Source organism: Kitasatospora sp. NPDC098663 (assembly GCF_044760075.1).
Lineage (GTDB): Bacteria > Actinomycetota > Actinomycetes > Streptomycetales > Streptomycetaceae > Kitasatospora.
Genome location: NZ_JBIWAP010000047.1, coordinates 48857 through 70907, shown reverse-complemented (window position 1 = coordinate 70907; position 22051 = coordinate 48857). Strand labels below are relative to the sequence as shown.

General features: G+C 71.3%; 21 protein-coding genes. 15 read left to right on the top strand and 6 right to left on the bottom strand.

What is annotated here, in order from left to right:
• Positions 1 to 124: 124 nt before the first annotated feature.
• From mshD to pstB, 8 genes are all read left to right on the top strand, one after another.
• Positions 125 to 1087 (top strand): mycothiol synthase, encoded by a 963-nt coding sequence (gene mshD, locus ACIQVZ_RS35200; protein WP_402455754.1) that lies wholly within the window; start codon positions 125 to 127, stop codon positions 1085 to 1087.
• A gap of 321 nt (positions 1088 to 1408) precedes the next feature.
• Complete coding sequence (locus tag ACIQVZ_RS35195) at positions 1409 to 3586, top strand: RNA degradosome polyphosphate kinase (RefSeq protein ID WP_350885228.1); 2178 nt, start codon at positions 1409 to 1411, stop codon at positions 3584 to 3586.
• Positions 3587 to 3689: 103 nt separating this feature from the next.
• On the top strand, positions 3690 to 4778 hold the full coding sequence (locus ACIQVZ_RS35190; protein WP_402455751.1) for a CHAD domain-containing protein: 1089 nt from the start codon (positions 3690 to 3692) through the stop codon (positions 4776 to 4778).
• 31 nt (positions 4779 to 4809) lie between these two features.
• The gene (locus tag ACIQVZ_RS35185) at positions 4810 to 5289 is read left to right on the top strand and encodes an NUDIX hydrolase (protein WP_402455749.1); all 480 of its coding nucleotides are present in this window, start codon (positions 4810 to 4812) and stop codon (positions 5287 to 5289) included.
• Between the two features lie 242 nt (positions 5290 to 5531).
• Positions 5532 to 6662 (top strand): phosphate ABC transporter substrate-binding protein PstS, encoded by a 1131-nt coding sequence (gene pstS / locus ACIQVZ_RS35180; protein WP_350885121.1) that lies wholly within the window; start codon positions 5532 to 5534, stop codon positions 6660 to 6662.
• 148 nt (positions 6663 to 6810) lie between these two features.
• Positions 6811 to 7788: a phosphate ABC transporter permease subunit PstC gene (pstC, locus tag ACIQVZ_RS35175; protein ID WP_350885123.1), complete on the top strand. Its 978-nt coding sequence runs from the start codon at positions 6811 to 6813 to the stop codon at positions 7786 to 7788.
• Positions 7785 to 8861: a phosphate ABC transporter permease PstA gene (gene pstA / locus ACIQVZ_RS35170; protein WP_402455745.1), complete on the top strand. Its 1077-nt coding sequence runs from the start codon at positions 7785 to 7787 to the stop codon at positions 8859 to 8861. Before pstC ends, pstA begins: the two co-directional genes overlap by 4 nt.
• Positions 8862 to 8900: 39 nt before the next feature.
• Positions 8901 to 9677, top strand: coding sequence for a phosphate ABC transporter ATP-binding protein PstB (pstB, locus tag ACIQVZ_RS35165; protein ID WP_063348284.1), 777 nt, complete (start codon positions 8901 to 8903; stop codon positions 9675 to 9677).
• 157 nt (positions 9678 to 9834) lie between these two features.
• Here pstB and ACIQVZ_RS35160 read toward each other — a convergent pair whose 3' ends face one another.
• Together ACIQVZ_RS35160 and ACIQVZ_RS35155 are read right to left on the bottom strand one after the other, a co-directional pair.
• The gene (locus ACIQVZ_RS35160) at positions 9835 to 10830 is read right to left on the bottom strand and encodes an inorganic phosphate transporter (protein WP_350885128.1); all 996 of its coding nucleotides are present in this window, start codon (positions 10828 to 10830) and stop codon (positions 9835 to 9837) included.
• 5 nt (positions 10831 to 10835) lie between these two features.
• Complete coding sequence (locus tag ACIQVZ_RS35155; RefSeq protein WP_063348282.1) at positions 10836 to 11456, bottom strand: DUF47 domain-containing protein; 621 nt, start codon at positions 11454 to 11456, stop codon at positions 10836 to 10838.
• A 414-nt stretch (positions 11457 to 11870) separates the two neighbouring features.
• On the opposite strand from ACIQVZ_RS35155, the gene ACIQVZ_RS35150 reads away from it, so the two are divergent.
• Complete coding sequence (locus tag ACIQVZ_RS35150) at positions 11871 to 12263, top strand: metal-sensitive transcriptional regulator (RefSeq protein ID WP_350885130.1); 393 nt, start codon at positions 11871 to 11873, stop codon at positions 12261 to 12263.
• Positions 12264 to 12350: 87 nt separating this feature from the next.
• On the opposite strand, the gene ACIQVZ_RS35145 is transcribed toward ACIQVZ_RS35150, so the two are convergent.
• Together ACIQVZ_RS35145 and ACIQVZ_RS35140 are read right to left on the bottom strand one after the other, a co-directional pair.
• Positions 12351 to 12551, bottom strand: a complete 201-nt coding sequence (locus tag ACIQVZ_RS35145) for a hypothetical protein (RefSeq protein WP_371517579.1) — start codon at positions 12549 to 12551, stop codon at positions 12351 to 12353.
• A gap of 196 nt (positions 12552 to 12747) precedes the next feature.
• Positions 12748 to 13647, bottom strand: coding sequence for a hypothetical protein (locus ACIQVZ_RS35140; RefSeq protein ID WP_350885134.1), 900 nt, complete (start codon positions 13645 to 13647; stop codon positions 12748 to 12750).
• A 162-nt stretch (positions 13648 to 13809) separates the two neighbouring features.
• On the opposite strand from ACIQVZ_RS35140, the gene ACIQVZ_RS35135 reads away from it, so the two are divergent.
• Positions 13810 to 14007, top strand: coding sequence for a hypothetical protein (locus ACIQVZ_RS35135; protein WP_350885136.1), 198 nt, complete (start codon positions 13810 to 13812; stop codon positions 14005 to 14007).
• A gap of 14 nt (positions 14008 to 14021) precedes the next feature.
• On the opposite strand, the gene ACIQVZ_RS35130 is transcribed toward ACIQVZ_RS35135, so the two are convergent.
• Complete coding sequence (locus ACIQVZ_RS35130; protein WP_350885138.1) at positions 14022 to 14735, bottom strand: phosphatase PAP2 family protein; 714 nt, start codon at positions 14733 to 14735, stop codon at positions 14022 to 14024.
• Positions 14736 to 14919: 184 nt separating this feature from the next.
• A complete protein-coding gene (locus ACIQVZ_RS35125; RefSeq protein ID WP_402455741.1) occupies positions 14920 to 16155 on the bottom strand; it encodes an NlpC/P60 family protein in 1236 nt (411 codons plus the stop codon).
• Between the two features lie 248 nt (positions 16156 to 16403).
• Here ACIQVZ_RS35125 and ACIQVZ_RS35120 point away from each other — a divergent pair, with 248 nt between their 5' ends.
• The 5 genes from ACIQVZ_RS35120 to ACIQVZ_RS35100 all read left to right on the top strand — a co-directional run bounded on the left by ACIQVZ_RS35120 (position 16404) and on the right by ACIQVZ_RS35100 (position 22012).
• Complete coding sequence (locus ACIQVZ_RS35120) at positions 16404 to 16754, top strand: hypothetical protein (protein ID WP_350885142.1); 351 nt, start codon at positions 16404 to 16406, stop codon at positions 16752 to 16754.
• A 168-nt stretch (positions 16755 to 16922) separates the two neighbouring features.
• Positions 16923 to 17738, top strand: coding sequence for a hypothetical protein (locus tag ACIQVZ_RS35115; protein WP_402455739.1), 816 nt, complete (start codon positions 16923 to 16925; stop codon positions 17736 to 17738).
• Entirely contained in the window at positions 17728 to 19026 is a 1299-nt protein-coding gene (locus ACIQVZ_RS35110; protein WP_402455736.1) for a hypothetical protein, read from the top strand. The genes ACIQVZ_RS35115 and ACIQVZ_RS35110 overlap by 11 nt, the downstream gene beginning before the upstream one ends.
• Before the next feature lie 7 nt (positions 19027 to 19033).
• Positions 19034 to 20608, top strand: a complete 1575-nt coding sequence (locus ACIQVZ_RS35105; protein WP_402455734.1) for an SCO6880 family protein — start codon at positions 19034 to 19036, stop codon at positions 20606 to 20608.
• Positions 20609 to 20662: 54 nt separating this feature from the next.
• Complete coding sequence (locus ACIQVZ_RS35100; RefSeq protein ID WP_350885150.1) at positions 20663 to 22012, top strand: ATP-binding protein; 1350 nt, start codon at positions 20663 to 20665, stop codon at positions 22010 to 22012.
• The last annotated feature ends 39 nt before the right edge of the window (positions 22013 to 22051 follow it).

Here is a 22051-nt window from a genome sequence, read left to right as displayed (position 1 = left end):
CGATGGTACTGCAGGGGGGACCCTGTGGGAGAGTAGGACGCCGCCGAACAATCATTCACAGAGAACCCCCATCCGGGAGACCGGATGGGGGTTCTTTGCATTTCCGGTGACGTATCGTCGGGGCATGGACGATCAGACAGCGGTCATTGCGAACAGTGCGCTCCGCCCCGAGCAGCGCGACGGCGCCCTGCACGTTCTGGCGGACGCCCAGGCGGTGGACGGCCGGGCCGCCGTGTCCGAGCAGGGCCGGCTTCGGCTGCGTTCCTCGGACACTCCGCGCCCCGGCGTGAGCCACTTCATCGAGAGCGAGCACGGCGCCGTCGTCGGTTACGGACAGCTCGAAGTCCAGGAGGGCTCCGCCTCCAACCCCGCCGCCGAGCTGGTCGTCGACCCGGCCGTCCGCGGCCGCGGCCTGGCCCGGCCGCTGGTGGACGCGGTGCTGGCACAGGCTCACGGGGCCGGCCGCGACGCGGTGGACTTCTGGGTGCACGGCGGTCACCCGGCGGCCCGGCACCTGGCCGGCCGGTACGGTGCCGAGCTGGTCCGTGAGCTGCGGCAGATGCGCCGCACCGGGCCGCAGACCGAGGCCGTCGCCGTCCCCGAGGGCGTCGAGCTCCGGACCTTCCGCCCCGGCGAGGACGACGCCGAGTGGCTGCGGTTGAACGCGCTGGCCTTCGCCCACCACCCGGAGCAGGGCTCCTGGACGGAGCGGGACCTGGCGGAGCGGCTGGCCGAGCCCTGGTTCGATCCGGCCGGCTTCTTCCTCGCCACCCGGGGCGGCAAGGTGGTCGGCTTCCACTGGACCAAGGTGCACCCGGCCACCGCCACCGAGCCCGCGCTCGGCGAGGTCTACGTGGTCGGGGTGGACCCGGCGGAGCAGGGCAGCGGTCTCGGCCGTGCCCTGACCGCCGCCGGTCTGCGTCACCTGACCGGTTCGGACGCCGGCGAGCGCGGACTGGAGACGGTCCTGCTCTACGTCGACGCCGACAATCCGGCCGCGGTGCGGGTATATGAACGACTGGGGTTCACCATCCACGAGGTGGACCTCATGTACCGCGTCCAGTACCGCGAGGACCAGGCGGCCTAGGAGCCTGACAGGACCGGACAGGACCTACAGGACCTAGCGGCTCCGGGTGGTCTGGGGCAAGGGGTCGGACGTCACCGGCCCTTGCCTCGACCGACTCAGCTTTCCTCCTGGCCATGCGGTGTTTACCGTGGATTCAATTGCTGCCGCGAAGATCACAGGATGAAGTCCGTAGTGTCTCGCTCGTGCAGAGTCGACCGCCACGCGCCGGCCGGCCCTGTACGGACCGCGCCCGGCGGGTGGGCGTTGGCCCTGGGCGAGGACGACGGCCCGCAGAGCCATTCGCGTCCGGACGACGTCCTGCTGCTGGAGGAGCTGGAGCCCATGAGCATCCCCCGCCCCGTCTCTGCCTCGCTGTCCCCGCCGGCCAGGATGTCCGGTGCGCTGGGGATACCGCCCGAGCTGCCGGCCGAGGACGAGCAGGAGTTCGACGCACTGCCGCAGGGCCGCTTCCTGGACCGCGAGCGCAGCTGGCTCGCGTTCAACGAGCGCGTTCTGGAGCTCGCCGAGGATCCGGGGATCCCGCTGCTGGAGCGGGCCAAGTTCCTCGCCATCTTCGCGAGCAACCTGGACGAGTTCTTCATGGTCCGGGTGGCCGGGCTGAAACGCCGGATCGCGACGGGCGTCGCCCAGCGCAGCGCGTCCGGGCTCCAGCCGCGCGAGGTGCTGGACCTGATCTGGACCCGCTCGCGCGAGCTGATGGCGCGGCACGCCGCGGCCTTCCAGCAGGAGGTGCTGCCGGACCTCGCCACCGAGGGCATCGAGGTGGTCCGCTGGCCGGAGCTGGCCGAGAAGGAGCAGGCCCGGCTGCACACCCTGTTCCGGCAGAAGATCTTCCCGGTCCTCACCCCGCTGGCGGTCGACCCGGCGCATCCCTTCCCGTACATATCGGGGCTCTCGCTCAACCTGGCCGTGGTGGTGCGCAACCCGGTGTCGGGGCACAAGCACTTCGCCCGGGTGAAGGTGCCGCAGTCGCTGGCCCGCTTCCTGGAGGCCTCGCCGCAGCGTTACGTCCCGCTGGAGGACGTGATGGGCGCGCACCTGGAGGAGCTGTTCCCGGGGATGGAGGTGCTCGCCCACCACGCCTTCCGGGTGACCCGCAACGAGGACCTGGAGGTGGAGGAGGACGACACCGAGAACATCCTCAAGGCCCTGGAGAAGGAGCTGATGCGGCGGCGCTTCGGCCCGCCGGTGCGGCTGGAGGTCGAGGAGTCGATCGACCCCTACATCCTGGACCTGCTGGTGCGGGAGCTGAACATCACCGAGGCGGAGGTCTTCCCGCTGCCCGGTCCGCTCGACCTGACCGGTCTGTTCGGGATCGCCGAACTGGACCGCCCGGAACTGAAGTACCCGAAGTTCGTGGCGGGCACCGCCCGCGGGCTGACGGACGTCGAGTCGGCGTCCCAGCCGGACATCTTCGCCGCGATGCGCGAGCGGGACGTCCTGCTGCACCACCCGTACGACAGCTTCTCCACCTCGGTGCAGGCCTTCCTGGAGCAGGCCGCCGCCGACCCGGACGTCCTGGCGATCAAGCAGACGCTGTACCGCACCTCCGGCGACTCGCCGATCGTGGACGCGCTGATAGACGCGGCGGAGTCGGGCAAGCAGGTGCTGGTCCTGGTCGAGATCAAGGCGCGCTTCGACGAGCAGGCCAACATCAAGTGGGCCCGCAAGCTGGAGGAGGCCGGTTGCCACGTGGTCTACGGCCTGGTCGGGTTGAAGACGCACTGCAAGCTGTCGCTGGTGGTCCGGCAGGAGGGTGACACCCTGCGCCGCTACTCGCACGTCGGCACCGGCAACTACCACCCGAAGACCGCCCGGCTGTACGAGGACCTGGGGCTGCTGACCTCGGACCCGCAGGTCGGCGCCGACCTCTCGGACCTCTTCAACCGGCTGTCCGGCTACTCGCGCCGGGAGTCCTACCGCCGCCTGCTGACCGCCCCGCGCGGCCTGCGCGACGGGCTGGTCTCCCGGATCCACAACGAGATCGCCCACCACCGTGCCGGCCGGCCGGCGTACGTGAAGCTCAAGGTCAACTCGATCGTCGACGAGGCCGTGATCGACGCGCTGTACCGGGCCTCGCAGGCGGGCGTGCCGGTCGACGTCTGGGTGCGCGGGATCTGCGCGATCCGGCCGGGGGTGCCGGGGCTGAGCGAGAACGTCCGGGTCCGCAGCATCCTGGGCCGCTTCCTGGAGCACTCCCGGGTCTTCGTGTTCGGCAACAACGGAGATCCGGAGGTCTGGATCGGCAGCGCCGACATGATGCACCGCAACCTGGACCGCCGGATCGAGGCGCTGATGCGGATCACCGACCCGGCCCACCGGGCCGAGCTGTCCGGCCTGATCGACCTCGGGATGTCGGACGAGACCGAGTCCTGGCACCTGGGGCAGGACGGTGCGTGGACCCGCCACTCGCAGGACGCCGAGAGCCGGCCGCTGCGGCACGTCCAGGATCTGCTGATCGACTCGCGCCTGCGCCGCCGGGCCGCCGCCTCGCGCTGACGCGACCACTGATGCGAGCCGCTGGAACCGCAGGGGACCGGTTCCAGCGGTCGGCCACCAGCCCCGGGGGGACGAACCCGGGGGAACGGGGATCTACCACGCCATGACCGATGCGCCGATGACGGCCCAGGCGGCCGCCACCACGACCGCCGGGGACATCCTCTCCAGCCACCTCACCGCCCAGGCCGGCGCGTTCCTGCGCGCCCTGCCGCTGACGGTGGGCGAGGTCGGCGCCAGACCGGGGACGGCCGCGGTCGTCCCGGCGGCCGGTACCGCCGACCTGCTGCGGGCGGTCCGGCGGATCGGCGGGCTGCTGCACACCTTCGGCTCCGTCTTCGAGCAGGCCTGGGCCCAGGAATCGCGCACCGAACTGCGCTGGCTGTTCAACCTGCTGGCGCTGGAGCCCGGTTACGTCCGCCGCTCGGCCCGGCTGCTGGGCGCGCTGGACTCGCTGAGCGGCAGCGATCCGGACGGGACGGGCATGCTGGCCGGGCACGTCGGGGCGCCCAAGGCGCGGGCGCTGCTGGACCGGCAGCTGACCCTGGCCCGGACCAGGGCGCACTCCTCGGTGCTCCAGGAGCTCCGGTCGGCCCGGCTGCACGCGCTGGCGGACCGGATGACGCTGCTGGTCGGCGACGCCCCGCTGCTGGAGTCGGCGGGCGGCCGGGCGTCGGCGGTGCTGCTGCCGCAGGCGGCCGCCGCGTTCACGGCGCTGTCGGCGAGCGCCCAGCAGCTGCCGCTGCACCGGGCCGCCACGCCGTACGGCGGCGACGGGCTGCGCCGGCTGGGCGCCGTCCCGGCGGCGCGCGGCGCGGTGGACGCGGACACGGCGCTGGCGGCCGACGACGCGCCGTGGGCGCGGACGCGGATCCTGGTGAAGCGGGCCCGGTACGCGCTGGAGGTGTGCGGCCGCGGATCCGCCGAACTGGACGAGCTGGACGAGGTGTTGGGCCGGCACCAGGAGGCGGCGGACGCGGCGGTCACCGCGGCCACCGCCGCGCGGACTCCGCGGATCACCCCGGCGACCGCCTACGTGCTGGGCGTGGTGCATGCTGATCAGCGACTGGAGGTGGAGGCGGCGCGGTACGCCTTCGGCCGCCGGTGGACCGACCTCCCGCCCGGCCTGGACGGCTGGCCGGACCTCCCCCCTGCCGAGGGCTGGGGGCATTCCCCCGCACCACGGACGGCCTGAATTGCGCGATCGCCTGAGCACCGGGCCGGCAGTGGACGCACCCGCGACCGGGGCGGGGCACGCCCGGGTGATCCTGGCGGCGGGCGCGGTGCTGTGGCTGCCGGGCCGGCCGAAGAAGAGCGGCCGGCTGGGGCGGCCGCGGATCGCGGTGATCCACCGGCCCAAGTACGACGACTGGAGCCTGCCGAAGGGAAAGCTGGACCCGGGGGAGGGGGTGGTCGCGGCGGCGCTGCGCGAGGTGCGCGAGGAGACCGGGTTCGCCTGCCTGCTCGGTCCGGAGCTGCCGACCCAGCACTACCTGGCGCAGGGCCGGCCGAAGGAGGTGCGTTACTGGGCGGCGGTGCCGTCGAGCGGGGCGTTCCGGCCGAACCGCGAGGTGGACCGGCTGGAGTGGCTGCCCGCCGGGAAGGCCCGCGCCCGGTTGACGCACGACCGCGACCGGTTGCTGGTCGACGCCCTGCTGGCGATCCTGGGTGCGAAGCCCGTACGGGCGGGCGGTCACCGTCGGTGAAGGAGCGGTGGGAGTGATCTCGTCGCGCCCTTGCCGTGACGCAACCGTGACTACCTGGCGTAGTTTCCTGTCATCCTTTCGAGGTTCACTCTCCGTTCACTTGTGACCGGCTGTCGTGTCACCTACCCGGCCTAACTTCGGGTTTACCGGAGGGCCGAACGGGCCCCGGACCACAGCAGAACCCGCGCCCGCCGTCCTCGCACGGCCCGCGCGACGGCAATGCCACAGAAAGGGACACCCCTGTGAAGCTCCAGCGGAACGGCCGCTCCAAGGCCCTCGCCATCGGTGCCATGGCGCTCGTCAGCTCGCTGTCGCTCGCTGCCTGCGGCTCGGACGACAACGGTGCCAAGGCGGCCGGTGGCTCCAGCGGCTCCGCCTCGACCGCCGCGGTCAACTGTGGCAAGGGCGGGACGCTGCTCGCTGCGGGCTCGACGGCTCAGGCCAACGCGATCGACGTGTGGAAGACCACCTACGGCGCGTCCTGCTCCGGCACCACCGTCAACTACAGCGGTGGCGGCTCCGGCGCCGGTGTGCAGCAGTTCAACCAGGGCAAGGTCGCCTTCGCCGGCACCGACTTCGCGCTCAAGCCCGCCGACGTCGACGCCTCCAAGGCGGTCTGCACCGGCGGCAAGGCGATCGACCTGCCGCTGGTCGCGGGTCTCGTCTCGCTGGTCTACAACGTCGACAACGTCGACAACCTGGTCCTGGACGGCCCGACCTCCGCCAAGATCTTCGACTCGCAGATCACCAAGTGGAACGACCCGGCGATCGCCGCCCTGAACCCGGGCGTGCAGCTGCCGGACGCCGAGATCCAGACCGTCCACCGTTCGGACGACTCCGGGACCTCCTACAACCTCACCTCCTACTTCGCCAAGACCTCCGGTGGCGCCTGGACCGCGGCGCCGGAGAAGGCGTGGAAGGGCAAGGGCGGCCAGTCCGCCCAGGGCAGCGCCGGCGTCTCCGCGCAGATCAAGCAGGTCAAGAACTCCATCGGCTACGCCGAGCTGTCCTACGCGCAGAGCAACAACCTCAAGAGCGCCAAGATCGCCACCGGTGCGGCCAAGCCCGTCGAGGCGACCGCGGCCAACGCCGCCCTCACCTTCGCCTCCTCCACCGTCGTGGGCACCGACGGCGACCTCGCCCTCTCGCTGGACTACGGGACCAAGGCCGACAACGCCTACCCGATCATCCTGGTGACCTACGAGATCGCCTGCGACAAGGGCAACAAGCCGGAGAACCTGGACAACCTCAAGTCCTTCCTGACCTACGCCGTCAGCGACGCCGCGCAGAAGGCGATCGGCGACAAGGGCTACGTCCCGCTCCCCGCCGCCATCAGCGACAAGGTCAAGGCCGCCGTCTCCTCCCTGGCCTGACCCGACAGGAGCACCGGTGGGACGGCCCCGTGAGCGAGGGGGGCCGGGGTCGTCCCACCGGAACGCACCGACCCAGCACGAACGTCCGGGGCACCGCCGCCATGGTGCCGTCCCCCTCCGGGGCGGCACCACCAGACCGGAGTAGACAATGACTTCATCCTCCCCTGCCGCCCCGCGAGGCAGGGAACGCCGACCGCGCGACAGCCGCTTCGGCGACAAGATCTTCATGAACCTCGCCCGCGGTTCGGGCATCCTGCTGCTGGTCATCATGGCCGCGATCGCCGGCTTCCTGGCCTGGCGCGCGGGCCTGGCCCTCAGCACCAACGAGGGCAACTTCCTCACCACCTTCGAGTGGACGCCGGACGCCACGAAGCCGGTCTTCGGCATCGCCGTCCTGGCCTTCGGCACCCTCGTCAGCGCCGTCATCGCGATGACGATCGCCGTCCCGGTGGCCATCGGGATCGCGCTGTTCATCTCGCACTACGCGCCGCGGAAGATCGCCCAGCCGTTCGCCTACCTGGTCGACCTGCTCGCGGCCGTCCCCAGCATCGTCTACGGCCTGTGGGGCGCGCTCTTCCTGGTCCCGCACATGGACGGCCTGACCAGCTGGCTCAACCAGTACCTCGGCTGGACGTACCTCTTCGACCAGACCAAGTCCGGCACCCCGCGCAACCTGTTCACCGTCGGCATCCTGCTGGCGATCATGGTCCTGCCGATCATCACGGCGGTCTCCCGCGAGGTGTTCCGTCAGGTGCCGCGGATGCAGGAGGAGGCGGCGCTCGCGCTCGGCGCGACCCGCTGGGAGATGATCCGCACCGCGGTGCTGCCGTTCGGCCGCCCCGGCATCATCTCGGCCTCGATGCTCGGCCTCGGGCGCGCGCTGGGCGAGACCATCGCCGTCGCGGTGGTGCTGTCCGCGAGCAACGTGCTCTCGCTGCACATCCTCGACGCGGGCGGCGGCACCTTCGCGCAGAACATCGCGCTGAAGTTCGCCGAGGCCGGCAACAACGGGCGTGACGCCCTGATGGCCTCCGGCCTCGTCCTGTTCGTCATCACCCTGCTGGTGAACGGTGCCGCGCGACTGATCATCGCCCGCCGCAAGGAGTACTCGGGGGCCAACGCATGACCGCGGCAACGACTTCCGTCACGGCCGACGCCCGGCCGCTCAGCCGGTCGCTGACCGCCAACCGGCTGCCCAAGTGGGCCCCGGCCGCCGTCGCGGTCGGCTCGATCGCGGTCGGCTGCGGGATCGGCGCCGCCGCGGGGCTGGAGAGCCACCTGCAGTGGGGCCTGATCTCGGCCCTGCTGTTCCTGGTGATCAGCTACGGCGTCTCGGCCCAGGTCGAGGGCCGCCGCCAGGCCAAGGACCGGTTCGCCACCTCGGTGGTCTGGGTCGCCTTCATCCTGGCCGTCGTCCCGCTGATCTCCCTGACGGTCTACACGATCCAGCAGGGCATCGGCGTGGTGAACGGGAACTTCCTGAGCCACTCGATGAAGGGCGTGATCGCCTCCGGCCCCGGCGGCGGCATCTACCACGCGCTGCTCGGCACCATGCAGCAGGTCGCCCTGGCCACCGCGATGGCCGCCCCGGTCGGTCTGCTGACCGCCGTCTACCTGGTCGAGTACGGCCGCGGCACGCTCGCCAAGACCGTCACCTTCTTCGTCGACGTCATGACGGGCATCCCATCGATCGTCGCCGGTCTGTTCGTCCTCTCGCTCTGGAACATCGCCCTGGGCTTCAGCTACTCGGGCTTCTCGGGCAGCCTCGCACTGGCGATCCTGATGATGCCGGTCGTGGTCCGGTCCACCGAGGAGATGCTCAAGCTCGTCCCGAACGAGCTGCGCGAGGCCTCGTACGCGCTCGGCGTGCCGAAGTGGAAGACCATCCTGCGGATCGTCCTCCCCACCGCGATCGGCGGCATCACCACCGGCGTGATGCTGGCGGTCGCCCGCATCACGGGCGAGACCGCCCCGGTGCTGATGCTGGTCTTCGGCGCCGACGCCATCAACAGCAACCCGTTCGACGGACCGCAGCAATCCCTGCCGATGTACATCTGGCAGCAGTACTCGGTGGTCAACAACGACTTCGGCTACGCCCGCGCCTGGGGCGCCGCGCTGGTGCTGATCGCCTTCGTGATGGGGCTCAACCTCATCGCCCGGGGCATCGCACGCTGGCGCTCGCCCAAGGGCGGACACTGACCGACTGACGTACGAAGACAGACGAGAGAAGCAACGATCATGGCCAAGCGCATCGACGTCAGCGGACTGTCCGCCTACTACGGCACCACCAAGGCCATCGAGGACATCTCGATGAGCATCGAACCCCGCTCGGTGACCGCCTTCATCGGCCCCTCCGGCTGCGGCAAGTCCACCTTCCTGCGCACCCTCAACCGGATGCACGAGGTGATCCCCGGCGCCCGGGTCGAGGGCAAGGTCCTCCTGGACGACGAGAACCTCTACGCCTCGAACGTCGACCCGGTCGCCGTCCGCCGCTCGGTCGGCATGGTCTTCCAGCGCCCGAACCCGTTCCCGACCATGTCGATCTACGACAACGTGATCGCCGGCCTCAAGCTCGCGGGCGTGCGCAAGAAGTCCGTCCTGGACGAGGTGGTCGAGCGCTCGCTGAAGGGTGCCAACCTCTGGAACGAGGTCCACACCCGGCTGAACAAGCCGGGGGCCGGCCTCTCCGGCGGCCAGCAGCAGCGGCTGTGCATCGCCCGCGCCATCGCGGTCGAGCCGCAGGTCCTGCTGATGGACGAGCCCTGCTCCGCGCTCGACCCGATCTCCACCCTCGCGATCGAGGACCTGATCGGCGAGCTCAAGTCGCAGTTCACCATCGTCATCGTGACCCACAACATGCAGCAGGCGGCCCGCGTCAGCGACCGCACCGCCTTCTTCAACCTGGCCGGCGTCGGCCAGCCCGGCAAGCTGGTCGAGCTGGACGACACCCAGCGGATCTTCTCCAACCCGTCGGTCCAGGCGACCGAGGACTACATCTCCGGCCGCTTCGGCTAGGCCGTACCCCCGCCCCCAGCCGACGGACCGCGGTGTCCGGAGGCGAACGGCGAGCACACAGGCTGCTCCGCGGTGCTGCATGGCGGTGCCGCCGTGGAGCATGAAGAAGGGCCCGCCCCCGAGATGTGGGGGCGGGCCCTGTCACGTGCGGGGCCGGTCAGCCCCAGAACAGGTGGGCGAACCAGTACACCAGCGCTGCGACGATGGCGGCCGCCGGCATCGTGATGAACCAGCCGAGCACGATGTTCTTGGCGACGCCCCAGCGCACCGCGCGGATCCGCTTGGTGGCCCCCGCGCCCATGATCGCCGCGGTGATCACGTGGGTGGTGGAGATCGGCGCCTTGAAGACGAACGAGGTGACGTACATGACCGTCGCGGCGGTGGCCTCGGCGGCGAAGCCCTGCGGCGGGTCCAGCTCGATGATCTTGCGGCCGAGCGTCCGCATGATCCGCCAACCACCCGCGTAGGTGCCCAGCGAGAGCATCGTGGCGCAGGAGATCTTCACCCACACCGGGATGCCCTCACCGGAGTGGTGGCCGGAGATGGTGAGCGCCATCACCACGATGCCCATGGTCTTCTGCGCGTCCTGCAGACCGTGCGCCAGCGCCATCGCGGCGGCCGAGGCGGTCTGGGCGACCCGGAAGTTGCGCTTGGCCTTGTGCGGGTTGGCCCGGCGGAAGATCCACAGGATCGCCAGCATCACCAGGAAGCCGCCGACCAGGCCGACGATCGGCGAGACGATCATCGGGATGACGATCTTGTCGAGGACACCGCCCCAGATCACGTCGATGCCGCCGGCCATGGCCGCGCCCACCATGCCGCCGAACAGCGCGTGCGAGGAGGAGGACGGCAGGCCGAAGTACCAGGTGACCAGGTTCCAGGCGATCGCCCCGACCAGTGCGGCGAACAGGATCACCATGCCCCGGTCGCCGGTGGGGGTCTCGATGATCCCCTGGGAGACGGTGTGCGCCACGCCGCTGCCGAGGAAGGCGCCGGCCAGGTTCATCACCGCGGCCATCGCCAGCGCGGCCCGGGGGGTCAGCGCACGGGTGGAGACCGAGGTGGCGATCGCGTTCGCGGAGTCGTGGAAGCCGTTGGTGTAGGTGAAGAAGAACGCAACGCCGACGACGGCGATGAGTGCTGCCATGTCCACGAGGGTCAGGACTCCTTGACGGCGATGGTCTCCACCGTGTTGGCGACGTGCTCGAACGCGTCCGCCGCCTCCTCAAGAACGTCCACGACCTGCTTGAGCTTGAGCACCTCGATGGCGTCGTACTGGCCGGAGAACAGGTGGGCGAGCAGCTTGCGGTGGATCTGGTCGGCCTGGTTCTCCAGCCGGTTGACCTCGATCCAGTACTCGGTGAGGTTCGACATGCTGCGCAGGTTCGGCATCGCCTCGGCGGTGAGCTCGGCGGCCCGGGCCAGCACCTCGATCTGCTGCTCGATCCCCTTCGGCAGCGTCTGGATGTCGTAGAGGACGACCAGGTCGACGGCCTCCTCCATGAAGTCCATGATGTCGTCCAGCGACGAGGCGAGGTTGTAGATGTCCTCGCGGTCGAAGGGCGTGATGAAGGACGAGTTCAGCTGGTGGAACACGGCATGGGTGGTGTCGTCCCCGGCGTGCTCGGCGGCGCGCATGCGCTCGACGATCTCCGCGCGGGCCGACACGTCTGATCCCAGCAGTTCCAGCAGGAGCTTCGAACCGACGACGAGGTTCTCCGCGGCGGCAGAGAACATGTCGTAGAAGCTCGTCTCCTTCGGGGTCAGGCTAAAACGCACGGAAATCTCCGATGTGCGGGGTAGGGACTGAACGATGCTAGGTGCAACCAAGCGCAATCGTGCAAACGGGGTGGTGATGGTGGAGGCGGAACCTCCTCTTCCGTTCGGCTGCCGCACCAGCTGACCCGGACCGCACACCCAGGTGCGGACGTGAGCCCCCAGTCTGACGGAACCTCGCCCGGATTGTCCCCGTGGGACGTACGGAAGACGGGGGCGCCGCTCAGACGGGTGAACTGCGCGGCGGCCCGCCCGCGGCCCGTTCGCAGACCGTCCGGAACCCGTTCGCAGACCGTCCGGAACCCGCCCTGAACCCTTCGGCACATGCCGCGTCGGCCGTCGGAACACCACGGACGGCCCCGGTGTTGGACACTGGTGGCCGACGCAGCCACCAGGCATCCAGACGAAGGCGGGCCGATGACCACGACGCAAGCGCGCACCGAGCCGGACCACGGGCACGGCACCGACGCGCAGGCCGACGCACCCGCCGCCCCCGCGGCCGCCACGGGACATCAGGCCGGGCACGGCCCGCACGGCTACAGCGCGCAGAAGGACGCCCACCTCAAGCGGCTGCGCCGGATCGAGGGCCAGATCCGCGGCCTCCAGCGCATGGTCGACGAGGACGTCTACTGCATCGACGTGCTCACCCAGGTCTCGGCCGGCACCAAGGCGCTGCAGTCCTTCGCGCTGTCCCTGCTGGAGGAGCACCTGCGGCACTGCGTCGCGGCCGCCGCCGAGGAGGGCGGCGCCGAACTCGACGCCAAGGTCGCGGAGGCCACGGCCGCGATCGGCCGGCTGCTGCGCAGCTGAGGCCGGGCCGGGCGAGCGGGCCCGGGCCGCGAACGCCACCGGTCGCCGACACCACCCGGCCGGGAACACCCCCTGGCCGGGAACGCCCTAACCGTCGGCCTGCCGCCAGGCCTCGCCGTCGGTCCGCCCCGGCTCGATCCGGTCGAGCAGCACCTCGTCGATCCGCTCGGTCGGCAGCCGGTCGCCGGTGCTGGCCGTCGCGGCGATCATCAGCTCGCCGGCCAGATCGATCTCGTCGAGGGCCGCGTCGTCGTGGCCGCCGCTGCGGCCGCCCGTGGACGACACCACCTGCACCACCCCTTCAGTGCCTCGCCAGCCCGGGCGGCAGCCACCCGACGTCCAGCCTAGGCACTTCGGAGCCCGTCCACATGGCACGGACGGGCCATCTCGGCGCCGCCGAAACGGGTGACCACCGCTCCCCGGGCGGCCACCCGCTCCGGCGGCGCCCCGGTTCGCCCCGGCGCCGGAGCCCTGCCCCGGCGGCCTACTTCGGGCTTTCCGAGGGTTTCATCGCGTAGATGTCCGAGGCCGGCGGCTCGGCCGCCTCCACCGGCTTGCCGAAGTCCGTCACCGAGGTGGTCGACGTCACCTTCACCTGGTCCTTGGCCTCCTTCGAACCGGCCACCCCGGCGAAGGTGAACACCTCGACCACCTTGTGCAGCCGGCCCTGGTCGTCCAGCCAGGCGTCGTACGGGACCTCCTTCACGGTGAAGGTCTGGGCCCCCATCCGCAGGCCGTCCCCGCCGCGGCCGCCGGTCGCGTCGGCCGCCTTGGCCAGGTCCAGGGTGCCGCGGTAGTGGTGCAGCGCCACCCCGTCGACGGTCTCGGTGCCGACCGCCTCCGCCTTCTGCGCCCCGCGCAGGGCGCCCGCCGCCGAGGCCGGGTCGGTGGCGCCGCTGCTGACCAGGTTGCCGTCCGGCAGCTGGCGTACGTCCAGCTTGACCCACTTGCCCTCGGGCACCTTGGCGCCGCTGTTCTGCAGGTAGACGGTGCCCGGCAGGACCACCTCGACGATCTTCCCGGTGGTCGCCGCGCCCGGCGGCACCTGGACCTCCAGCCGGCCGACCCGCTTCACGTAGTCGTAGCCGCCCGTCCCGGTGAAGACGGCCTTCTTCTCGGACGACTCGGTGACCAGCTCGGTGGCGCTGTGCGCGGAGCCGGTGCGGCCGGTGATGTCGGCGGTGTTGCGCACCGCCGTCAGCGGGTCCGCGGCGAGCTGGTCGGGGGGACCGGACTGCCGGTCGGAGGAGCCGCCGCCGGTGCCGGCCGCGCAGCCGGCGGACAGGCCGGCCAGGGCGGCGGCGAGCAGGGCGGCCCCGGCCGCCGAACGCAGATGCGGCCGCGGACGGCGCCCCGGCCGTCCGCCACGCTGCTGGTCGGTCATCTTCATCCTCGCGACAACCCCCTCGGGCCCGACTGCCCTGCCGACACCACCAGGTGAACAGAGCTCTTTCCGGGCAAACGAGTTGAGCCGCGAAGGGTTACGCGGAAGAGGTCTTGTGGACGGCATCGCGCGCCCGGCGCCCGGCGCGTTACGGTGAACCACGTGCACAGTGAGCTGCCGGCCTCCCCCGGCACCGCCCGGATGCCCGAACACCGCGTCGCGGTCAGCGAGCGCGGTTCCTTCGCCTTCGCGACCTGCAGCTGTGGCTGGTTCTCACCGGCCCGCCGCTCGCGCGACCTGGTCCGGCGCGAGGGGGACGACCACCTCGCCCTCGCCGGGAACGGGGGCGGACCGGGGTAGCCGGGCCGGGCGGCTCACGCCGCCAGATCGGACTCCGGCGGCTGCTCCTCGGAGCGCACCGCCCCGCGCTCGCGCCCGCGCCGCCGACCGCGCGGGCCGCCGCCGGCGCGCTCCGGCGCCCGGATCAGCGGGGCGAGGGCGGTCCGGCCCAGCGCGTGGCAGAGCGGGACGAGCACCGCCATCGCGATCGGCGCCAGCAGCAGCACCACCGCGGCGGCGAGCGCGAAGCCGCCGATCACGTCGGTCGGGTAGTGCACGCCCATGAACATCCGGCAGAAGCCCTGCAACAGGGCCAGGCCGCCGGCGATCCAGCCGAGCCGCCGGTTCACCAGGAACAGCGCCACCGCCACGCCCATCGTCATGGTCGAGTGGTCGCTGACGAAGGAGTGGGTGCCGGCCTTGCCGTCCACCAGCACCAGCAGCCCGCCGTGGTCGACGAACGGGCGCGGACGGTTCACGATCGCGGCGATCGGCAGGTTGGCCAGCTCGGCGATGGCGACGGAGAGCGGCACCCAGAGCAGCCCGGCGACGGCCACCGGCGCGTCCGGGCGGCGTCTCGCCTGCAGCCAGGCCACCAGGCCCAGCATCGCCAGGCCGATCAGGATGCCGTACTCACCGATCCACGAGACCAGGTGGTCCAGCCACTGCGGGGAGCGCTTGGCCAGTCCGTTGACGGCGTAGAGCAGGCCGAGGTCGGGGTTGGTCGTGTCGGCAAGCGGCGTCGACACGCCGCACCTCCTTCTGGTCCGCTGCAGCTGTTCGATCCGGTCGGGGCCCTCCCCGTGCGGGAAGCTGACGGTGGGCCATCGGGACCAACGTCATCGCCGGGGCACAGCGTTCCACGGAAACGCGCGGTTATGGAAACTTGACTCAGCGTCCACAGGGCACTCACACCTCGGGGCCACGGGCGGCTCAGTTCTTCGCCGCCGGCTGCCCCGCCCCGGCGGGGTCCGGGCCGGTCGGGGCGGGTGGCGCGGTGGCCGCGGGCGGTCCGGCGGCGGGCCGGGTGGCGGCGCTGTCGGGGCTCGGCAGGGCTGCCGGGGCCACCGGGGCCGAGGGGGTGGTCGCCGCGGTCGGGCTGGTCGTGCCGGTCGCGCCGGTCGGTGCCGTCGAGCCCGGGCGGCTCGGGGCGCTCACGGAGCCGTCCGCGTTGCGGGCCGGCAGCGCCTGGGCGCCGTCCGAGGTGACCCGGGTCGCGCCGATGTACTCCCTGGTGTCGATCTTGTCGTAGCGGATCACCGCGCCGGTGTGCGGCGCGTTGATCATGTAGCCGCCGCCCACGTAGATCCCGACGTGGTGGATGCTCCGCGGATCGTTCAGGTCCGTCGCCCAGAACACCAGGTCGCCCGGCCGCAGCTGATCGCGCGACGGGTGCGGCCCGGCGTACCACTGGTCGTTCGCCACCCGGGGCAGCGTGATGCCCACGCTGGCGTACGCCGCCTGGGTCAGACCCGAGCAGTCGAACCGCCCGTTCTGCGAGGGCAGCCCCTCCCCGCCCCACAGGTACGGCGTCCCGAGCTTGCTCTGCGCGAAGTAGATCGCCCCGGCCGACTGCCCGGACACCTCCACCGGGGCCGTGGGCACCGAGAAGCTGCGGGCCATCGCCTGGATGTTCCTCACATAGCCCTGGGTCTCCTTGTACGGCGGCACCCCGTTGTACTTGGTCACCGCGTACGGGCCGGCGTTGTAGGCGGCCAGCAGGTTGGCCTGCCGGTCGCCCGGGACCTTGGCGACGTCCTTCGCGAGCGCGCAGTCGAAGGTGGCCGCCGAGGCGATCGCGTCCAGCGGGTCCCAGACGTCCTTCTTGCCGTCCCCATTGGCGTCCGTGCCGTACGCCGCCCAGGTATCGGGCATGAACTGCGCCATTCCCTGTGCCCCGACGCCCGATTGGGCCTTCGGATCGAAACCGCTTTCCTGGTAGAGCTGTGCCGCGAGCATCGGCGGCGAGATCTCCGGGCAGAGCGCGCCCCACTGCTGGATCGGCGCCTGGAACGCCGCCGGGACCGTCCCCGGCGAGAGTGCGGCGCGATTCGCCGACGGCTGCGGCGTCCCACTCGCCGCGAACGTCCCCACCGTCACCAAACCCAGCAACCCGAACGTCACAACTCCCGCAGCGGCGGCGGCCGTACCGGCCTTCCGGAGTACCATCAGCACCATCCCGACGAATCGTCAGTCGAAGTGTTCCGGAAGGCGTTGCTCACCGCAATCATCAGAGATACAAAGAGTGAGCGCTATCCTTCGTACGGTGGACATCCTCGCGTACGTGCCCGGTGCCTCACGACCAATCCGCGAGAAGTAGCCAAGTCGACATCAGATCTGGCCAAGAATAGGTACCGACCCTTCGCGCGGGCGGGGTCAGGGCCCTTGAATTTGCCTGATCGGGCGGTGAGATGGAAATGAACCTGAGCAGCGTGCACACGAACGCGATCGGCCACCTGGCCGAAGACCCTCCAAAGAAGCCGAATATCGACACCATCATCGGCGGGATCGCCCCGGACTGGGGCCCGTTCGCGACCCTCGGGTCGGAGGCCAGGGTGATGGTCGAGGTCATCATGGCCGTCGCCATCCTCATCTGCCTCGGCATCGCCGTCTGGGGGGCGGCCAAACAGCGAATCGGTGCGACCGCGATGCGCGACAGCTTCGGTGCCGAACAGGGCAAGGGGCTGATCGTCGCCGGTCTGACCGGCGTGTTCATCATTGGATCACTCGGCACTCTGTTCACCATTGTCTACGGCATGGCGATCTGACGATCGGACAGCAGTAGCCAGGCCCGCCCGCCCCGGGGCCAGGTCCCCGTCCGGACCGCCCCGAGCCCACCCGCCAGCAGTCCACCCCCCGTTCCCACCCTCCGTCCGCGCCCGCCCCCGGCGGAGGGCCCCCGGAGCCCCCCGGCTCCCCGCACCAGGAGGGCCGCCGTGCCGTTGTCCGACGACCAGCCGCACACCCGTACGCGGCTGCCGGTCGGCGAACAGCCCTCCTCCCAGCCGACCCAGCGTCAGGCCCGACCGCTCCGCACCCTGCTGGCCGTCCTCGTCGTCGTCACCCTGCTCGTTGTGGCCATCGCCATCGCCAACCGCGACAAACCCGACCCCGGCAGCACCGGCAGCTCCGCCGACCACGCCGCCCCCACCGCGCCCGCCGGCGCCGGCCCCGCCCCCAGCGGCGACCAGCCCGTCGGCACCACTACCAACGGCATCGGATCCGGCTACCCGCACACCGACCAGGGCGCCCAGTCCGCCGCCGCCAACTACGCGGTGGCGATCGGCTCCGCCGACATGTTCCGCGCCGACAGCCGCCACACCATCGTCGCCACCATCGCCGACCCGGGCGCGGTCTCGGCCCTGCAGAGCCGCCTGGACCAGGGGTTCGGCGGTGACACCGCCGCCCGTTACGGCCTCGACGCCCAGGGCCACGCGCCCAAGGGCCTCACGTTCGTCAGCCGCACCGTCCCGGTCGGCGCCAAGTCGACCGGCTACAGCGACGGCGACGCCAAGGTCGAGGTCTGGTGCACCGGCCTCACCGGCCTCGCCGGCGAACGCTCGGTCCAGCCCGTGACGACGAACTGGTTCACCCTCACGCTCTCGCTCCACTGGACGGGCAGCGACTGGAAGCTCACCGACTTCACCAGCAAGCAGGGCCCCGCGCCGATGCCGGGGGACCAGCAGGCCGCCACCGCCGACGAGATCACCGGCGCCGTCCAGCAGTTCGGGGGGTTCCGCTATGCCCGTTGACCAGACCTCACACCGTTCCACCGCACGCCGAGCGGGCACGCTGGCGGGCGCGTTCGCCGCCTTGCAGGTCGCGGCGCTGCTGGCGGCCCAGCGGGTTTTCGCCGAGCCGTCACCGACGGCCACGCCGACGCCGACCACGATGCCGAGCGCCAACTGCCCTGACCTGCCGATCTCCGGCAACGGCATCCTCTGCGTGGACAAGCCGGGCTCCGGCGCGCTCCCGGGCGGTGGGGCCATCGGGAGTGTGGCCGATCCGTTGGGGTCGTTGGCCAAGGGGTGTGCCCAGGCGGCGGCTTGGGTGGTGCGGAAGCTGTCGAGCGCGATCGACGGGACGACGCAGGTGGACTTCACCAACGCGTCGTTCCTGCAGCAGTACGCGGTGGTGTTCGCCGTGTCGACGGTGATCACGCTGGTGCTGTGGCTGCTGGCGGTGACGAAGCGGGCGGTGCGGGGGGCGCCGTTGGCGACGGCGTTCACGGAGGCGATCGGCTTCCTGTGGCTGACCGTCGTGGCGTCCGCGTTCACGCCGCTGATCCTCTACACCGTGGTGAGCGTGACGGACGGGCTGACCAAGGGGATCGCGGTGGGGACGAAGTCGGACACCGGGTCGTACCTGGGCGCGTTCGCCGACACCCTGGAGAAGGGTGACATGGGCGGCGGCCCGCTGATCCTGATCATCGTGTCGCTGGTGGCGGTGCTGGCGGCGGCGGTGCTCTGGATCGAGCTGCTGATCCGGGCGGCGATGCTGTACGTGGGCGCGCTGCTGGGTACGGCGGTGTACGCGGGGTTGGTGGACAAGCAGCTGTGGAAGCACGTGCGCCGGTGGGCGGGGGTGATGGTAGCGGTGGACCTGGCGAAGCCGATCATCGTGGTCATCCTGGGCCTGGCGGGCGCGGTGGCGTCGGGGGCCGGGGCCAGCGACGACTTCGCAAGGGTGCTGTCGGGGCTGGCGATCCTGTTCCTGTCGATCTTCGCGAGTGCCGCGGTGTACCGCTTCGTGCCGGGCTTCGGCGACGAGATCATGAACATGCGCCATGCCCGGGCGAGCGCGGTGTCGGCCGGATCGGCGATGATCAACGGCACCGCGAACCTGATGAAGCAGGGCATCACCACTCACGGTGACCGCGGGCCGGTCGGTGCGGGTGGTGGCGGCGGGGGTGCGGGCGGCGGTTCGGTCGCGCCGGGCATCGCCGCGCACGCCGGACGGACGCCGGCGCCACCACCGCAGGCCGGGCCGCCGCAGACCTCGGTTCCGATCCGGGACAGCAACTCAGCGAAGGGAGGGTGACGGGTAAGTGAGCAGTGAACCGCTCGGCCAGTACGGAGCCCAGTACGCCCAGCCGTACGTGCACCAGCGCCGCACCTACCTGATCGGCAAGGCCCGCCCGAACGCGCCGATCGGCCGCAACCGGGAGTCCGGCGAGATCGTCCTGATCATCTTCGGGGCGTTCCTCGGCATGCTCTGGGGCTTGCTGATGCCGGTCCTGCCGCTGCGGATCGGCGGCCTGATCGGCCTGCCCATGGTGGCCATCGCGGCGGTGTACGTGCCGTACCGCAGGCGGACGTTCTACAAGTGGGCGGAGATCAACCGCACCTACCGCCGGACGGTGCGGAGCGGCCGGTCGGTGTGGCGCTCGGACGTGATGGACGCCGGGACCCGGATGGACGGCCGTGAGGTGGAGGTCGGCCCGCCCCCCGGGGTGGGGCGGCTGCGCTGGCTGACCGCGCCGTTCGGGCCGGACGAGGTCGGGGTGCTGATGCACCTGGAGCGGCGGACGGTGACGGCCGCGATCGAGATCGAGGGCCCGGGTGTCGGCCTGCGCGACTCGGAGGACCAGGAGGCGCTGGTCGACCGGTTCGGCACGCTGCTGAAGCACGTCGCCAACGGGGACGGCTTCGTGACCCGGTTGCAGATCCTGGCCCGGACGCTGCCGGCCGACCCGGACGCGCACGCCAAGGACGTCGAGCGGCGCGGGGACCACGACGCGCCGCGCTGGCTGCAGGACTCGTACGACCAGTTGCAGTCGATGGTGTCGACCTCCTCGGAGCAGCACCGGGCGTACCTGGTGGCGTGCATGCACTACACCCGCGATCTGGCGGCCGAGGCGCACGCGATGGGCCGTACGGCGACCGGCCGGCGGGCCCGGGACGACGAGGGGCTGGCGGCCGTGATGGCGCGCGAGCTCACCGACATCTGCGCCCGGCTGGCGGAGGCGGACATCCGGGTGCGCCAGCCGCTGGGCCAGGCCCGGCTCTCCTCGCTGCTGCACTCGATGTACGACCCGGACCACCCGATCGACCACATCCAGGCGATGTCCCGGCGCAACGCCTGGCCGGCCGAACTGGACGCGACCAACCCGCAGCACCTGGAGGCGAAGACCCGCGAGTCGGCGACCCGGGAGCCGTGGTGCCACGCCACCGCGTGGATCAAGGAGTGGCCGCTGACCCCGGTGGGGGTCAACTTCCTGGCGCCGCTGCTGGTGCACACCCCGGACGTGATCCGGACGGTCGCGGTGACGATGGACCTGGAGCCCACCGACGTCGCGATCGAGCGGATGCTGACCGAGAAGACCAACGACGAGGCGGAGGCCAGCCGCGCGGCCAAGATGAACCGGACGGTCGACCCGCGCGACCTGGCCCACACCGGCCGGGTGGACCAGCGCGGCGACGACCTGGCCTCCGGCGCGGCCGGCGTGAACCTGGTCGGCTACATCACGGTGTCCTCGCGCAATCCCGACGCGCTGGCCCGGGACAAGCGCACCATCCGGGCCTCGGCCGGCAAGAGCTACCTCAAGCTGGAGTGGTGCGACCGCGAGCACCACCGGGCCTTCGTCAACACCCTGCCGTTCGCGACCGGCATCCGCCGCTGACACCCGGTCCGCACCGCTCCACCACCGCCCGTCGACCAGACCAGGAGGCCGTACATGGCGCTCGGCAACCTCTCCGAGGCGTTCACCAGCCTGATGTTCGGCAAGGTGGAGACCACCCGGCTGCCGGTGCGCACCTCCACCGGCCAGGCGCAGGCGGTCTACCTGCCCACCGCAGCACCGGGGCTGGGTGACTCGGGCGTGATCATCGGCCGCGAGGTGTACAGCGGCAAGGGGTACGTCTACGACCCCTTCCAGCTGTACGGGCAGCAGCTGCCGGCCCCGCACTGGCTGGTGCTCGGCGAGTCCGGCAACGGCAAGTCGGCGCTGGAGAAGACGTACGTGCTGCGGCAGTTGAGGTTCCGCGACCGGCAGGTGGTGGTGCTCGACGCGCAGGGCGAGGACGGCGTCGGCGAGTGGAACCTGATCGCCAACGCGCTCGGCATAAAGTCGATCCGGCTCGACCCGATGGCCGCCCGGGACGGCGGGGTGAAGCTCAACCCGCTGGACCCGGCGATCACCCAGACCGGCCAGCTGTCGCTGCTGCGCACCATCGTCGAGGTGGCGATGGGGCGGGGTCTGGAGGAGCGGGCCGGGTTCGCGCTGAAGGCCGCGCACGCCCATGTGGTGGCGACGGTGAAGGATCGTCAGCCGGTGCTCGACGACATCATCGACACCCTGCGCAGCCCCGAGCTGTCCTCGGTGGAGTCGCTGGGCGTGGCGGTGGACGAGGTGCAGTCCTGGGGCCTGGACGTGGCGCTGGTGCTGGACCGGCTGGTCGACGGCGACCTGCGCGGCATGTTCGACGGGTCGACCACCGACGGCATCGACCTGGACGCGCCGCTGATCGTCTTCGACCTCTCGCACATCGACCGGAACTCGATCGCGATGCCGATCCTGATGGCGATCGTCGGCGTGTGGCTGGAGCACACCTGGATCCGGCCGGACCGGAAGAAGCGCATCTTCCTGGTCGAGGAGGCCTGGCACATCATCAACAGCCCCTTCGTGGCACAGCTGTTCCAGCGGCTGCTGAAGTTCGGCCGCCGGCTCGGGCTCTCCTTCGTCGCGGTGGTGCACCACCTGTCGGACGTCGTGGACGGCGCGGCGGCCAAGGAGGCGTCGGCGATCCTGAAGATGGCCTCCACCCGGACGATCTACATGCAGAAGGCGGAGGAGGCGCGGGCCACCGGCCGGGTGCTGGGCCTGCCGCGCTGGGCGGTGGAGATCATCCCCACCCTGTCGCCGGGCATCGCGGTCTGGGACGTCAACGGCAACGTCCAGGTGGTCAAGCACATCATCACCGAGGCCGAGCGGCCGCTGGTGTACACCGACCGCGCGATGACCGAGGACGCGGTGGCCGAACGGGACCGGGCCGAGCGGCAGTTGGCGGCCGAGCCGGGGGTCTGAGCGGCCGGTCGGGGATCCGGGCGGTTCCGCCAGGTGGCC